At 71.1% G+C, this 13,535-nt stretch carries 16 protein-coding genes; 9 read left to right on the top strand and 7 right to left on the bottom strand.

Annotation, left to right across the window (positions count from 1 at the left end):
- The first annotated feature begins 300 nt into the window (after positions 1–300).
- Together ACFHWU_RS01290 and ACFHWU_RS01295 are read left to right on the top strand one after the other, a co-directional pair.
- Positions 301–1,638, top strand: coding sequence for an acyltransferase family protein (locus tag ACFHWU_RS01290; RefSeq protein ID WP_416551641.1), 1,338 nt, complete (start codon positions 301–303; stop codon positions 1,636–1,638).
- Positions 1,639–1,832: 194 nt separating this feature from the next.
- Complete coding sequence (locus ACFHWU_RS01295; RefSeq protein WP_416551639.1) at positions 1,833–2,486, top strand: hypothetical protein; 654 nt, start codon at positions 1,833–1,835, stop codon at positions 2,484–2,486.
- A 644-nt stretch (positions 2,487–3,130) separates the two neighbouring features.
- On the opposite strand, the gene ACFHWU_RS01300 is transcribed toward ACFHWU_RS01295, so the two are convergent.
- Positions 3,131–3,751: a C39 family peptidase gene (locus ACFHWU_RS01300; RefSeq protein ID WP_416589627.1), complete on the bottom strand. Its 621-nt coding sequence runs from the start codon at positions 3,749–3,751 to the stop codon at positions 3,131–3,133.
- A gap of 300 nt (positions 3,752–4,051) precedes the next feature.
- Entirely contained in the window at positions 4,052–4,381 is a 330-nt protein-coding gene (locus ACFHWU_RS01305; protein ID WP_416589703.1) for an ATP-binding cassette domain-containing protein, read from the bottom strand.
- 221 nt (positions 4,382–4,602) lie between these two features.
- Here ACFHWU_RS01305 and ACFHWU_RS01310 point away from each other — a divergent pair, with 221 nt between their 5' ends.
- On the top strand, positions 4,603–5,640 hold the full coding sequence (locus ACFHWU_RS01310) for an EamA family transporter (protein ID WP_416589628.1): 1,038 nt from the start codon (positions 4,603–4,605) through the stop codon (positions 5,638–5,640).
- A gap of 10 nt (positions 5,641–5,650) precedes the next feature.
- The gene (locus tag ACFHWU_RS01315; protein ID WP_416589629.1) at positions 5,651–6,535 is read left to right on the top strand and encodes a diacylglycerol/lipid kinase family protein; all 885 of its coding nucleotides are present in this window, start codon (positions 5,651–5,653) and stop codon (positions 6,533–6,535) included.
- A gap of 29 nt (positions 6,536–6,564) precedes the next feature.
- Here ACFHWU_RS01315 and ACFHWU_RS01320 read toward each other — a convergent pair whose 3' ends face one another.
- From ACFHWU_RS01320 to ACFHWU_RS01340, 5 genes are all read right to left on the bottom strand, one after another.
- On the bottom strand, positions 6,565–6,762 hold the full coding sequence (locus ACFHWU_RS01320) for a DUF397 domain-containing protein (RefSeq protein WP_281550693.1): 198 nt from the start codon (positions 6,760–6,762) through the stop codon (positions 6,565–6,567).
- Complete coding sequence (locus tag ACFHWU_RS01325; protein ID WP_416551629.1) at positions 6,759–7,541, bottom strand: helix-turn-helix domain-containing protein; 783 nt, start codon at positions 7,539–7,541, stop codon at positions 6,759–6,761. The genes ACFHWU_RS01320 and ACFHWU_RS01325 overlap by 4 nt, the downstream gene beginning before the upstream one ends.
- Before the next feature lie 95 nt (positions 7,542–7,636).
- Complete coding sequence (locus tag ACFHWU_RS01330; RefSeq protein WP_416551627.1) at positions 7,637–8,179, bottom strand: GNAT family N-acetyltransferase; 543 nt, start codon at positions 8,177–8,179, stop codon at positions 7,637–7,639.
- Between the two features lie 47 nt (positions 8,180–8,226).
- The gene (locus ACFHWU_RS01335; RefSeq protein ID WP_416589630.1) at positions 8,227–8,832 is read right to left on the bottom strand and encodes a hypothetical protein; all 606 of its coding nucleotides are present in this window, start codon (positions 8,830–8,832) and stop codon (positions 8,227–8,229) included.
- A 259-nt stretch (positions 8,833–9,091) separates the two neighbouring features.
- Positions 9,092–9,574, bottom strand: a complete 483-nt coding sequence (locus tag ACFHWU_RS01340) for an NUDIX domain-containing protein (RefSeq protein ID WP_416589631.1) — start codon at positions 9,572–9,574, stop codon at positions 9,092–9,094.
- A gap of 107 nt (positions 9,575–9,681) precedes the next feature.
- Here ACFHWU_RS01340 and ACFHWU_RS01345 point away from each other — a divergent pair, with 107 nt between their 5' ends.
- From ACFHWU_RS01345 to ACFHWU_RS01365, 5 genes are read left to right on the top strand one after another with little or no spacing between them, the layout of a single operon-like run.
- Positions 9,682–10,170: a YbaK/EbsC family protein gene (locus ACFHWU_RS01345; protein WP_416551621.1), complete on the top strand. Its 489-nt coding sequence runs from the start codon at positions 9,682–9,684 to the stop codon at positions 10,168–10,170.
- A complete protein-coding gene (locus tag ACFHWU_RS01350; protein WP_416551619.1) occupies positions 10,167–10,946 on the top strand; it encodes a monooxygenase in 780 nt (259 codons plus the stop codon). Before ACFHWU_RS01345 ends, ACFHWU_RS01350 begins: the two co-directional genes overlap by 4 nt.
- Positions 10,947–10,959: 13 nt before the next feature.
- Entirely contained in the window at positions 10,960–11,562 is a 603-nt protein-coding gene (locus ACFHWU_RS01355; protein ID WP_416551617.1) for a GNAT family N-acetyltransferase, read from the top strand.
- Positions 11,559–12,359: a carotenoid biosynthesis protein gene (locus tag ACFHWU_RS01360; protein ID WP_416551615.1), complete on the top strand. Its 801-nt coding sequence runs from the start codon at positions 11,559–11,561 to the stop codon at positions 12,357–12,359. Before ACFHWU_RS01355 ends, ACFHWU_RS01360 begins: the two co-directional genes overlap by 4 nt.
- Positions 12,356–13,528, top strand: a complete 1,173-nt coding sequence (locus ACFHWU_RS01365) for a glycosyltransferase (RefSeq protein WP_416551613.1) — start codon at positions 12,356–12,358, stop codon at positions 13,526–13,528. The genes ACFHWU_RS01360 and ACFHWU_RS01365 overlap by 4 nt, the downstream gene beginning before the upstream one ends.
- The last annotated feature ends 7 nt before the right edge of the window (positions 13,529–13,535 follow it).

Here is a 13,535-nt window from a genome sequence, read left to right on the forward strand (position 1 = left end):
GGCAGGTCCACCCCGAGCTGACGCCGCACTACCGGCTGCCGGAGACGACCCGCCTGGCCGACCGCGCCTGCCGGGAGGTCTCCCGGCACGGCTGATATCGGACGGCCTTTCACGTTAGTCAACCGGCTTCGCCGAAGAAAGGCATGTCGTTCTTGGAATCGAGTCTACTCGTCAGTCTGCGGGCGTTAGGGTTCTTTCGGTAAGGGGACGACCTGATTGTCCCCGGTGCCGGGGGCGTCGGTGACCAGCGCGAGACCCCGGCCTTCATCAATGAGGCGGTCCGGCCTGAGGAGTTCCGTGTTGAGTGCGCATGCGGCGATGTGTCGCAGTCTGCCGAGCCTTGCCGACCGGTACGTGCCGGACGGCAATTCGTTCGGGCTGATCCGCCTGGCCCTGGCCCTTGGTGTCCTCGTGGCGCATGCCTGGCCGCTGGGCTACGGCGCGGCGAGCCTTGGCTACGGCATCTCAGCTGGGCAGAGCGAGCTCGGTTCGCTGTCGGTCCAGGGATTCTTCGTGGTTTCCGGATTCCTGATCACGGGAAGTGCACTCAAGCACTCCGTCTTGCGGTATTCTTGGCATCGGGTGCTTCGGATTTTTCCCGGCTTCTGGGTGTGTCTACTCGTCACCGCCTTTGTGGTGGCTCCGCTGGTCGCGCTGTACGAGAACGGTACGATGCGAGGGTTCTGGAGTCATCCCCAAGGTCCATTTTCCTACCTGGCGGCCAACTGGTTTACCGCCATGGAGCAGTACCCGATATCGGGACTGCTGTCGTCTACTCCGTTCGGCCAGATGATGGGTGGGCCGAGCGCGTTCGATGGATCACTGTGGAGCTTGCGGTACGAACTCGTGTGCTACGGCCTGATCGCTGTCCTCGGCGTGACTTCGGTCCTGCGCCTAGCTCCGCGGGCATTGCTGGCAATCCTGTTATTCGGCTACGCGTTAATTATTCGTGACATTTCGATTGCCTCAACATGGGCATTCCGGCCAGCTCCAGTCGGGGCGGTCGGCCCGTTTCCGCTGATCGGCTCGTTCACCTCTGACTGGCTGCTGTATCTGACTTTCCTTTTTGTGCTGGGCGCCGCCGTCCGCTGCTATATGCATCGCATACCGATGGACGGCCGGCTGGCTGCGTTGGCGGCCGTCCTGCTCGCGATCAGCCTACTGTGGGGCGGATTCGTCGTTGTCGGGCTGCCAGCCTACGCGTACCTGCTCATATATCTGGGTGTCGCGCTTCCGCGACGGCTCGGACGGATCGGCCGTGGGCGGGACTACTCGTACGGAATCTACATCTACGCATTCCCGGTACAGCAAGTTCTGGCACTGGTCGGCGTGGCCGAGTACGGCATGTCATCGTATATTCTGTTGTCGATCGTCGGCACGATGCTGTTCGCTGTACCGTCGTGGCATCTTGTCGAGAAGCCCGCGATGAGATTGCGGGCTCTCGATGTCGCCCGCCTGCCCCGACCCGCCCGCCCTGCCCCGGCCAGGCCGGCAGCCGCACGAGGTCCGGCGGGCAGACGGTCCTCCGTACTGCCACGAAGCGCCTACCAGGGCGGTCGTAATGCCTATTCGGCTGCGACGAACGGCACCGCGGCAGGTGACGGAGACGTTGGCCAGGTGCCAACTCCACGCGGCTGACGGACTGGTGTGGGGACGCCTGCACACGTGCGCCAGGTCGCCGCAAGTCCACGTGCACCGCTGAAACCAGGCGCCGCCGCCACACGTCTGGGGGTATGTCGGTCGATTCGGGAACATCGACCGGACCCCGGGCGGCGGCGGGCGGGTAGCCGTCGCCGCCGGGTCACCGACAGACGGATGAGGGTGAGAACGTGGTGACGGGCCGATGGATCACAGGTCTGGGAATCGCCGTGCTGGCCAGCGCGGTGGCGGCGTGCGGCACGACCGCACCGGCCGGCGACACGACGCCGACGTCCGACCCGGACCCGACGACGGTGACCGGGACCCCGACCACCAGCCTGGCACCGCCGCCGGAGCCGACGGCACCCACGGGTGGCCTGCCGCAGGTGCTGTCCGGCACCCGGCAGGTCACCATCGTGCGGGCCGAGGCGTTCGAGTCCGGGCTGTCGATCACCGACGACGGACGGTTGGCCGAGGTCGACGACGACGAGGGCCGCCAGTCGTTCGTCGTGGTCCCGTTGCAGGGGCGGCTGTTCCTGATCGAGTCCTACCAGGGGACCAGCGGCGGCCCCGGCGCCGGTGACCCGGTCTGCTGGCGGGTGCACAACCCGGGAGACGGGGGATCCTTGTCAATCGAGGGTGCAGCCTGTGACACCGGTGACCCCCGGCAGCGGTTCGCGATCGTCGCGGCCGACACCGGCGCCGACGACACCTTCATGATCAGCAACAGGTCGGCGTACCTGCGCACCTCGGCCCGCTCCGGGCTGATCCTGGAGGAGCACGGCGACGGTTCGCCGCCCCCGGACGGGTTCCGGTTGACCGACAACGGGCCGGCGCCGACCCGGTGACCGGTGCAGGAACGACCAGGTGACGGGCGGAGCACGTCGGATGCGTGACGCCGACGAGTTCGACGCCTTCTACGCCGCGTCGGCCCAACGGTGCTCGGACACCTGTCCGTGGTGCTCGGCAACCGGACCGACGCCGAGGACGCGGTCGCGGAGGCGTACGCCCGCGCGTGCGGGACCGGTGGCGGTCCGTGCACGACTGCGACAGCCCGGAAGCCTGGGTACGCACGGCCGGCGTACCGGATCGCGGTCAGCTCCTGGCGTAAGGCGAGCACGTACCACGAGCATGACCGGGCCTTCCACGGCACGGTCATGCAGGCATCCGGGTACCACATCGCCCGAGGCGTCATCCGGGCGTTGGAGAGCCAGGTCGACAACACGGCCCGGTACATGGGCCGGACCGAGCGTGCCCTGTTGGTGGCATCCAACCGGGCCACCGGCGGATCGACGAACGCGTCGCCGCACACGACCCGGAAGGCGCCACGGCGGCGATGTTCACGCACATCCCCGAAGCCTGGCTCGTCCGCCGCAGCGGACCAGGCGAGTCCGTCCGGCTGCAACGGTTAGGTACCCCGTGCGGTAACGCCCGCACAGACGCTGGTGGCCGGGTTCCCGTAAGGGAACCCGGCCACCAGGGATGTCACCGGTCAGGCGGAGTAGCCGCGCTTGGCGGTCCAGTCAGCCAGCACCTCAAGGTCCATCCAGTACTCCTGGCCCTCGAAGTACGGGTCAGCGATCTTCACCGTGTCACCACCATCGCGGTAACCCGTCACCGTCAGGTAATGCCCACCCTCGTACGAGTGCGCCACCCCGTCGACATCCGACGCCGTACCCATGATGTTCGCCACTACGGCCCGGCCGTCATCCACCGCCTCCCGCACATCCGCCCGCAGCTTCTCCACATGCTCCGGCTTCGCCGCGGCCGCACCGATCGACACCGTCTCGTACTCGGCCTCACCGATCACCTCGTTGAGCACCCGGGTCGTCTCCTCAGCCGAATCGGTACCGGCCTCGGTCGTCCCCAGCTTGCCCGCCACCTCGTCCTGCGACGGAGCATGACCCTGCGCCGTCAACGCGATCCGCGTCGCCGCCGGACCGCAGTAGTAGAAATTCGGCTGCGCCTCGTACTCCACCGCCACCTCACGCGCACCACCATCGGCGGCACCCGGACCAGCGGCCTGCGCCGCCATGGCAGGAGCCACCACCACACCACCAGCGGTCAGCAGACCAGCAACCGACAGAGCAGACTTACGGAAGATCGTGTTCATAGCAGAATCTCCGTTCCGAGGGGGATGAACCGGACACCGGACCCACCGGGTCGATAACCGGTCACGAACGGGACAGAACAGAACACGCACAAAAAAGTCGAACTCAAATGATGCGCTCCGACCTGCGCACACCCGCCGGTCCAGGCGGGGGGGCGGTCTCACCGGCGCACCGGATACAACCATCCGGGGGTGCCCGGCATTCCGCACCGGGCGGGGCCGCAGATCCGGCCGTACCCACGCCGGGCGACAGACCAGGCGGATCAGGCGGATCAGGCCCGGCAGATCAGCCGGGCCGCTCGCCTACTCGGTCCAACGCCAGGATCCAACGCCACCCGACCGCCCGATGTTCCCCCGCGCCCAGCACCTCAGCCACCCGCCCACCGCGCCGCACCGAACCTCGCAAACGGTGCCTGACGCCCCATCGGTGTCCTGCGTCCACACGAAAAGGCACTGCTCGTGCCCGGCGGCCCTCCCGGCGCGGGCCTTCACGGCAGGTCCCGCAGGAACGCCCGGACCCCGGACCTGCCCGGCGCTCGGCACCAGGATGCCGGCGAGCAGTTTCACCGTTGTCGACTTGCCTGCGCCGTTCGGCCCGACGTACGCCACCGCCTCACCCGCCTCGCCCCGCAGTCAGCGCGCCACGCAGACCCGGGCCTTCACCGGTCGGCGGAACCGTTTGGTCAAGCCATCAGCTTCGATGAAGGCCAGGCCCGGATGGTGCCGTACCCGTGCGTCGCCGCCCACCGAACCTCCGGCCGGTGGACCACTATGATTTCCGGCCGGCGGACCACCATGCGGTAAGGGCCGATATCGGGTACGGCACTGACAGCGGCGACGGTAGCCTCACCGCCGTGACGACTGCGTACGCCCGTCGACCGGTGCTCGGCCTGGCCATGGTGGTCGGGGCCAGCGCCCTGTTCGCGATCAACGGCACCGTTTCCAAGCTGGTGCTGCGGGCCGGGCTGGACGCCCCGCAACTGACCGTGCTGCGGGCGGTCGGCGCCTTCACCGGGCTCCTGGTGCTCAGCGTCGTGCTGCGGCCCGGTGCCCGCCGGGCGCGGCTGCGCCGCCGCGAGGTTCCGCTGCTCGTCGCGTACGGGCTAACCGGTTTCTTCCTGGTCCCGATGCTCTACTTCGTGGCCATCTCCCGGCTGCCCGTCGGCATCGCGCTGCTGTTCGAGTACACCGCCCCGCTGATGGTGGCGGTCTGGGCCTGGGCCGTGCAACGCCAGCAGGTGCGGTCCCGGCTGTGGGCCGGGCTGGCGCTGAGCCTGCTCGGGCTGGCCTGCGTGGCGCAGGTGTGGGGCGGGCTGACCCTCGACCCGCTGGGGGTGGCCGCCGGGTTGGGCGCGGCCGTGATGCTCGCCGCGTACTTCCTGATCGGTGCGCGGGGCGTCCAGGACCGCGACACCCTGTCCCTGACCACCTGGGCGTTCGGCGCGTCGGCGATCGCCGGGCTGATCGTCCGCGCCGCCACCGCCGGCCTGGACGGCTGGCAGCCGCTGCTCACCCGTACCGAGGGCGGGATGCCGGTCGCGTTGCTCTGCTGCTACGTGGTGGTCCTCGGCTCGATCGTGCCGTACCTGATGATCACCGGCGCGTTGCGGCACCTGCCGGCGACCAGCGTCGGCATCGTCGGCATGGTCGAGCCGGTGTTCGCCGCCACGGTGGCCTGGGTGGTGCTGGGCTCGGGTGAGGCGTTGACCCTGGTGCAGCTGGCCGGCGGCGCGTTGGTGCTAACCGGGGTGGCGTTGGCCGAGACCGCCCGGACCGGCACCGGCGCGCCGCCCGCCGTACCGCCGGCACCCGACGGGCCGCTGCCCCCCGGACCGCAGCTGCCGGGCGGCCGGCCGCCGGCGGCTGGCGTAGTGGCGGGCGGCGGCGGGTAGGAACAGCGGTATGAGTGCACCGAAACGGGTCGCCGTCGTCGCGCACCGCAAGAAGACCCTCGGCGGCGGCCTCGACGAGTTGCGCGCGGCGATCGCCGGGCACGGCGCCGAGGACATCGACTGGTACGAGGTGCCGAAGAGCCGCAAGGCACCGAAGAAGGCCCGCCGGGCCGTCGAGCGGGGCGCCGAGCTGGTCTTCGTGTGGGGCGGCGACGGGATGGTGCAACGCTGTCTGGACGCGCTGGCCGGCCGCGATGCCACCGTGGCGATCATCCCGGCCGGCACGGCGAACCTGCTGGCGGGCAACATCGGCGTACCGGAGGACCTCGGCGGGGCGGTCCGGATCGGCTTCCAGGGCGAACGGCGCCGGCTCGACCTGGGCAGGGTCAACGGCGAGCATTTCGCGGTGATGGCCGGGGCCGGTTTCGACGGGCGGCTGATCCGCGACGCCGACCGGGACCTGAAGGACCGGGCCGGCAAACTCGCGTACGTCTGGACCGGACTGCGTCACGTCGGCGGCGGCACGCCCCGGATCCGGATCAAGGTCGACGGCACCACCTGGTTCGACGAGTCGGCCAGTTGCGTCCTGGTCGGCAACGTCGGCCGGATCACCGGCGGCATCCACGCCTTCGACGATGCCCGGCCCGACGACGGCTGGCTGGAGGTCGGGGTGACCACCGCGCAGGGGGCGGCCGAGTGGGCGCGCACGCTGGGTCGGATGGCGGTCGGGCGCTCGGAGCGCTCCCCGTTCGTCCGGATGACCCGGGCCCGGCGGGTCGACATCCGGCTGGCCGAGCCGATGACGTACGAACTCGACGGCGGCGCCCGGGGTCAGGCCAAAAAGATGAAGGTACGGGTGGTCCCCGCCGCGATCACCGTCTGCGTCCCGGCCTAATTCCGTCTGAGGGAGACGGCCTGACGGGCTCAGCGGGTTACGGTCAGCCCGGTCACGAAGGCCGACCAGGCGGCCGGGCCGAAGGCGAGCAACGGGCCGGTGACGTCCTTGCTGTCGCGGACCAGTACCCGGCCAGGGAGATTGTCGGCGACCTCGACACAGGTGTTGCCGCCGTTGCCGGACCGGGTCGAGGTACGCCATCGTGGTGTCACACTCGTACCGCTCATAGTTCCTTCACCAGACCTTCGATCAGCTCACGTGATGTTCGCTCGGGAAGCGCCTCGGTCAGCAGACTGTCCCAGATCCGCACCACTTGCTCCACACCGCTCGGATGGTCCACGGGATGCCCGAAGACCCCGTCCACATGCACCACGTCGTCGCCCTCGGGCAGGGTACCGATGACGAATCCACCGGACATGCCAGCATACGCCCCAGCGCTGAGCGGCACCACGTACAGCTTGATCCGCCGCTCGTTCATCAGCGTAAGCAGATAGTTGAGCTGCTCGCGCTGTACAACCGTGTCGCCGACGATCCGGCGCAGCGCCCCTTCGTCGACCACGGCGACCAACACCGGTGGCTTCTCCCTGGCGAGCAGCCGTTGGCGATCCAACCGCATGGCCACCTGATCCTCGACCCCGTCTGCGGTGTACAGGCCGGTGCCGGTGAAAACCGCACGCGCGTATTCCTCCGTCTGCAGCAGTCCCGGCACCAGCAACGGCTCGTACATCCGCAGCTTGACCGCGCGGTCCTCGATCGCGCGCCATGACGCAAACCAGCTCGGCGCTTGCTTCTTGTTGATCAGATCCAGCATCTCGGCGAGAAGACCGCCGGTATCCAAGGCTTCGTCAGCACCCGCAGCCAAAGTCATCGTCGGCCGGCGCCGCCCCGTCTCCACCGCCGCGATGGTGGAGGCACTGTAGTTGATTTTTGGAGCAAGCTGATCCTGCGAGACATCCGCCGCCGCCCTGGCCGCTTTGAATGCCTTGATCCACATGTCGACATCCACCAGCCGATCCGATCAGGAAAGAATGATCGAATCAACACGCTGTGGAGTTCTCGAAAGGGCAGCCGGTCGGTTCGACCGAGGCGCGGCCATCGTGATCAGTATGCGCGCGGCGGGACCTGAATCCGGAAGAGCGCGTGGCGGCGCACCGGGCCGTCGGGCACGTTCGGGTGGTCGAAGTCGCCGGCGGGGTCACGGGTCATCCCGATCCGCCGCATCACCGCCTGCGAGCGCAGGTTGCCGACGGCGGTCAACGCGACGATCTCCGGCAGGCCGAGGGTGTCGAAGCCGTACGCCAGGCAGGCGCGGGCCGCTTCGGTCGCGTACCCGTTGCCCCATGCGTCGCGGCGCAGCCGCCAGCCGACCTCGACCCCGCCGAACGGCATGTTGGCCTCCACCGGGCTCAGGCCGGTCATGCCGATGAACTCGCCGGTCGCCGCCACCTCGACCGCCCACCAGCCCCAGCCACGCTGCTCCAAGCCAGCCTGGCAGCGGGACATGGTGGTGGCGCTCTGCTCGCGGGTCGCCAGGCCCGGGAAGAACTCCCGCACCTGAGGGTCGGCGTTCATCGCCACCCACGGCTCCAGGTCGGACCCGCGCCAGTGCCGCAGCACCAGCCGCGGCGTGGTCAACTCCGCCATGGAGGCACTGTAGCGCCAGTGCCGCACGCCGAGATCGTCGAGCCCGGTCACCGGCCGGGCAGGAGGATCACCGTACGGCCGCCGCTGACCAGCCCCTCCCGGCAGGACAAGCCGGTGCCCTGCAGCCAGCGCCCGGTGACCGCCATCGGATAGGTGACCTCCACGGTACGGCCGGCGTCGGTGGTCGCCGAGAACCGCATCGGCAGTGGTGTCGCCAACCGGTGCATGATCGTGTCGCAGTCGAAGGTGACCCGCACGTCGACGGAGCCCACTCCTCCAGGGCGCACGCGGGCCTGCGCGCCCGTGTCGGCCACTGCCAGGCCAGGAGACTCCGTGTCGAGGACCCGTACGGTGATCCGCTGCGTTCCGGTGTTGACCACGGTCACTTTGGCGTTCAGCTGCCCGTCGGCTGTGCTCCACACCTCGCCGGCGAACGCCACCACCGATCCAGCGGTGTCCGCGGCAGCCCGCTGGTGCTGGTAGTCATTGAGCAGCCAGCCACCGAGACCGCCCACGGCCACCCCGGCTAGCAGCATACCGACCAGCCGGCCCGGTCCGCGAAAGCGTCGCCGCGCCGCGTCGCCAGCCGGTGCCCCGGGCGCCGTCGCGCCGGTCGACCGGTCGAGATCGATGAGCCGCCCCTCCGCCGTCATCGGACCAGGCTAGTCGCAACGCCGACCCGGTCAGGTAATGGCCGCTGCACAGCGCACGCAGCGTGACCGTTTCGGGTTCGGAGCACCGGCCGGCAGCATGAGCCGAACACCAGAGACCTGTTCCGGCGTCGATCAGGTATCTGGCGTTCGGCTCGTGCCGCAGCGGGCAGGCGTGCAGACGGAGCACAGCGGACAGGCAGGCCGGAGCGGGGCGGGTGAGCCGGTGTGCGGGGCAGGTGCGGCGGGTGAACGGCCGCGTTCAGTGGCGGAGCAGGCCGCGTACCGGGACCGGGATGACGTGGCCGCTCGGCGGGCGGGTGCGGTCGAGCTCCAGTCCGACGTCGACGATCACCGCCCGGGTCAGCTGCGGCACCTGCGACAGCGGCACCCACTGTGCCAGGTCGGTGGAGCCGCCGACCTCGGGCCGCAGCGCTCCGCCGACGACCCGTACCCGGTAGAAGACCCCCAGGTCGTGCCGTTCGCTGCGGCCGGGCAGCCGGCGCTGCGCGGGCACGGTACGGGAGTCGACGCCGAGCAGTGACTCCACCTCGACCTGGTAGCCGGTCTCCTCGGCCACCTCGCGGACCACCGCGTCAACCGGGTCCTCGGAGTGTTCGACCTTGCCGCCGGGCAGTGTCCAGTGCCGGCGGGAGCCGCCCGGCGAGACGTAGCGGGCCAGCAGCAGCTGCCCCTGGTCGGCACAGACCGCGTAGGCGGCCACTCGAAGTTGGTGGGCAGTCATGCTCGCATTCCTCCGCGCTAGATCCGCTACCAGGAGAATAACCCTCCCAAATAGGGTGTAAATAATCCGGCGGCGGCACGATCCGGGTCACGAGCAAGATAGAGGTCATGCAGACACATCCGAACGTGCAGGCGGTGCAGGACGCGCTGAACGCCACCGACGCCCGGGACGGCTCCGGCGCCAGCTGCCGGGTGCGGCTGCTGCCCGACGCGGTGCACACCGCCGCTGCGGCGGCCGCCGCCCTCGACATCGAGGTTGGGCAGATCGCCAATTCGTTGATCTTCGACGCGGACGGTGAGCCGCTGCTGGTGCTCACCTCGGGCGCGCACCGGGTGGACACCGCGAAGGTCGCCGCCGACCTCGGCGTCGACGCACTGCGCCGGGCCACCCCGGGGTTCGTCCGGGAACACACCGGGCAGCCGATCGGCGGGGTCGCCCCGCTGGGCCACCCCAAGCCGGTCCGCGCCCTGGTCGACGTGGCCCTGGAGCAGTACCCGGAGATCTGGGCGGCCGGCGGCGTACCCCGGGCGGTCTTCCCGACCACCTACGCCGAACTGCTACGGATCACCGCCGGCACCGCCGCCGAGGTGGCGTGAACGACCCCGCCGACCATGCAGCCACGGTGCCCGCGCTGGTCACGCTGCACGTCTGGCGGGTCCCTCGGCGACGGCTGCCGCGCGTGCTGGCCCGGATGGCCGTCGACGCCCGCCGGCTGCGGCGCGTCGACGGCGTACGGTTCGCCAAGCTGCTTGGCACCGGAACCGGCACCGGATTCGGGCCCACCGACGTCGACCCGACCCGGTGGGCGGCGTTGGTGGTGTGGGACGACCCGGCGACGGCGGCCGGGTTCGACACCTTGCCGGTCGGGCGGTCGTGGTTGCGGGTCGCCGACGCGCGGGTCCGCGTCGACCTGCGGCCGTTGCACAGCCGGGGCCGCTGGTCCGGCGTCGCCCCGTTCGGCGAGCCGGGCGGCGGGCCGGGCGGTGCCGGGCGTCCGGTGCTGGCGTTGACCCGGGCGCGGCTGCGGCCGGCGAAGGCGGTCACCTTCTGGCGGGCGGTGCCGCCGGTCGCCGCCGCCCTGGCTGACGCCGACGGGCTGCACTGCCGGTTCGGCGTCGGCGAGGCACCGCTCGGCTGGCAGGGCACGGTCAGCGTGTGGCGGGACACGGCGGATCTGACCCGGTTCGCGTACCGTCACCCGCAGCACCGGGCGGCCATCACCCGGACCCCGGTGACACAGTGGTACGCGGAAGAGCTCTTCGCCCGGTTCGAGGTGCTCGATGTCACCGGCGACCGGGCCGTGCTGGGCTGGGCCGGAAAGGACCGGGCCGGAGAGGACGAGGATGGGACATGCGGTGCTGGCGGCGGATGAGAGGCGGACCCCGATGAGGCTGGTGCCGTGGCTGCCGGACGACCTGCTGCGGCGGCTCGACGACGTGGTCAGCGTGTACGGCGAGGCGATGAACTACCGCGCCGAGCTGCTGGAGGTACGCCGCGGCTACATCGCCACCCACGTACGGCGCCCCGGATTCCGGGCGGTCGCCACCCTCACCGCTGAAGGCGCGCTCGCCGGGTTCGGCTACGGCTACCGGTCGGCCGCCGGGCAGTGGTGGCACGACCAGGTACGCGGCGCGCTGCCGAAACCCGCCCGCAGCACCTGGCTCACCGACTGCTTCGAAGTGGTGGAGCTGCACGTGCACCCGCAGGCACAGGGGCACGGGCTCGGCGCACACCAGCTGCGTACCCTGCTCGGGATGGCCGCCGGCGCGACCACCCTGCTGTCCACCCCGGAGGCCGACGAGCAGCGGTCCCGGGCCTGGCGACTGTACCGGCGATTCGGCTACGTCGACGTACTTCGCAACTTTCACTTCCCCGGCGACGAACGGGCCTTCGCGGTCCTCGGCCGTACCCTGCCGCTGCCCCACCCGCAGGCCGCACCGGCTGCGGGGGCCGGGCCGTCGACGGACCCGGCACCGCAGCGGTCATGAACGCACGGCGGGTGCTGCCCTGGGCGTTGTTGGCGCTGCTGGTGCTGGCCCAGATCGGCTACCCGCTGACCGGCGGCGGCACCCGGGCCGGGTTGACCGTCGCCACAGTGGTGATCGGCTTCGTCCTGTCGGTGGGCCACGCGTGGCTGACCCGGGGGCCGGCCGCCGCCGCGCTGGTGCTGGTCACCACCGGCGGCGGGCTGGCGGTCGAAGCCTGTGGGGTGGCGACCGGGGTCCCGTTCGGCGGCTACGACTACGCCGGCACGCTCGGGCCGAAGCTGCTCGGCGTACCGGTGGTCATCCCGCTGGCCTGGACCTGGATGGCCTGGCCGGCGTGGCTGGTCGCGGTGCGGCTGGTCCGCCCGACGGTGGCCCGGATCGCCGTCGGGGCGGTCGCGCTGGCCGCCTGGGATCTCTTCCTCGACCCGCAGATGGTCACCGAGGGCCACTGGACCTGGCTGGACACCGACCCGGCGCTGCCCGGGGTGCCGGACGTCCCGGTCGGCAACTACCTGGGCTGGCTGGCCGTGGCGGCGGTGATGATGACGCTACTGCGGCTCACCGCCGGGGTCGGCGCCCGACGGGCCGACGGGCCGGTGGACGCCCCGATGTACGCGCTGTATCTGTGGACGTACGCGTCGAGTCTGCTCGCCCACGCGGTGTTCCTCGGACTGCCCGCCTCGGCCGGCTGGGGTGGGCTCGGCATGGGGCTGGTGGCGGTGCCGTTCGCGGTGACGCTGATTCGCTCGCGACGGGCGACCGGACCTGCTGGACGCCCGCCACGGCAGGCGTCATGACCTGGTGGACGGTGGCGGTGGGTGCGCTCGGCATCGTCGCGGTGCTGCTGGCGCTGACCGCGGCGACGCTGGTCAACACGCTGCGCTGGCTGCGCCGGCCCGGCCCGGCGGCCCTGGTGACCGAGCCGGTGTCGATCCTGCTGCCACTGCGTGACGAGGCCGACCGGGTGGTGCCGTGCCTGCGGGCGCTGCTCGCCCAACGGCAGCTGACCGACTGGCGGATCCTGGTGCTCGACGACGGGTCGACCGACGGCACCGCCGAGGTGGCCGGCGAGGTGGCCGGCGACGACCCCCGGGTGCGGCTGATCACCGGCGCGCCGCTGCCGGCCGGCTGGCTCGGCAAACCGCACGCCTGCCAGCAGCTCGCCGACGCGGTCCCCGCCGCACCGGCCGGGGTACTGGTCTTCGTGGACGCCGACGTGGTCCTCGCCCCTGAAGCGGTGGCCGCCGCCATCGGCGCCCTGCGGTCGGTGCCGGCACAGCTGCTCAGCCCGTACCCGCGGATCGTCGCCGGGTCGGTCGGCGAGCGGCTGGTGCAGCCGCTGCTGCAGTGGAGCTGGTTGACGTTCCTGCCGCTGCGCGCGATGGAATGTTCGCCGCGTACCTCGCTGGCCGCCGCCGGCGGGCAGTTCCTGCTGGTCGACCGGGACGCGTACCGGCGGGCCGGCGGGCACGCCGCCGTGCGGGACCAGGTGCTGGAGGACATCGGGCTGGCCCGTGCGGTGAAGCAGGCCGGGGGGCGGATCGCCCTGGCCGACGGTTCGGCGTTGGCGACCTGCCGGATGTACGGGTCCTGGCGGGAGCTGTCCGCCGGCTACAGCAAGTCGCTGTGGGCGTCGCTGCCGTCGCCGACCGGCGCGGCCGCCGTCGTGGCCGGACTGTTGATGTTGTACGCGGCCCCGCCGGTGCTCGGCGTCGTCGGGCTGGCCGGGCTGGCAGCCGGCGCCGGTCCAGCGGCGGCGGTGCTGGTCGCGGCCAGTGCCGCCGGGTACGGGCTCGGGGTGACCGGGCGGGCGCTCACCGCCCGGGCCACCGGCGGCCGGGCGATGCCGGACGGATTGGCACATCCGGTCTCGGTCGCGCTGCTCGGCTGGCTCGTGATCCGGTCCTACTATCTGCGCAAGCGGCGGCGCCTCGCCTGGCGCGGCCGCCCGGTGGCCCTGCCGTGACCGATAC

The organism is Micromonospora sp. LOL_015, assembly GCF_048060275.1.
In the GTDB taxonomy this organism is placed as follows: Bacteria; Actinomycetota; Actinomycetes; order Mycobacteriales; family Micromonosporaceae; genus Micromonospora_E.

Coding starts and splice junctions, on each gene's coding strand:
- ACFHWU_RS01300 (WP_416589627.1), bottom strand. CDS start 3,751: ATGAACACGATCTTCCGTAAGTCTGCTCTGTCGGTTGCTGGTCTGCTG.
- ACFHWU_RS01315 (WP_416589629.1), top strand. CDS start 5,651: ATGAGTGCACCGAAACGGGTCGCCGTCGTCGCGCACCGCAAGAAGACC.
- ACFHWU_RS01320 (WP_281550693.1), bottom strand. CDS start 6,762: ATGAGCGGTACGAGTGTGACACCACGATGGCGTACCTCGACCCGGTCC.
- ACFHWU_RS01330 (WP_416551627.1), bottom strand. CDS start 8,179: ATGGCGGAGTTGACCACGCCGCGGCTGGTGCTGCGGCACTGGCGCGGG.
- ACFHWU_RS01335 (WP_416589630.1), bottom strand. CDS start 8,832: ATGACGGCGGAGGGGCGGCTCATCGATCTCGACCGGTCGACCGGCGCG.
- ACFHWU_RS01340 (WP_416589631.1), bottom strand. CDS start 9,574: ATGACTGCCCACCAACTTCGAGTGGCCGCCTACGCGGTCTGTGCCGAC.
- ACFHWU_RS01345 (WP_416551621.1), top strand. CDS start 9,682: ATGCAGACACATCCGAACGTGCAGGCGGTGCAGGACGCGCTGAACGCC.
- ACFHWU_RS01355 (WP_416551617.1), top strand. CDS start 10,960: ATGAGGCTGGTGCCGTGGCTGCCGGACGACCTGCTGCGGCGGCTCGAC.
- ACFHWU_RS01360 (WP_416551615.1), top strand. CDS start 11,559: ATGAACGCACGGCGGGTGCTGCCCTGGGCGTTGTTGGCGCTGCTGGTG.
- ACFHWU_RS01365 (WP_416551613.1), top strand. CDS start 12,356: ATGACCTGGTGGACGGTGGCGGTGGGTGCGCTCGGCATCGTCGCGGTG.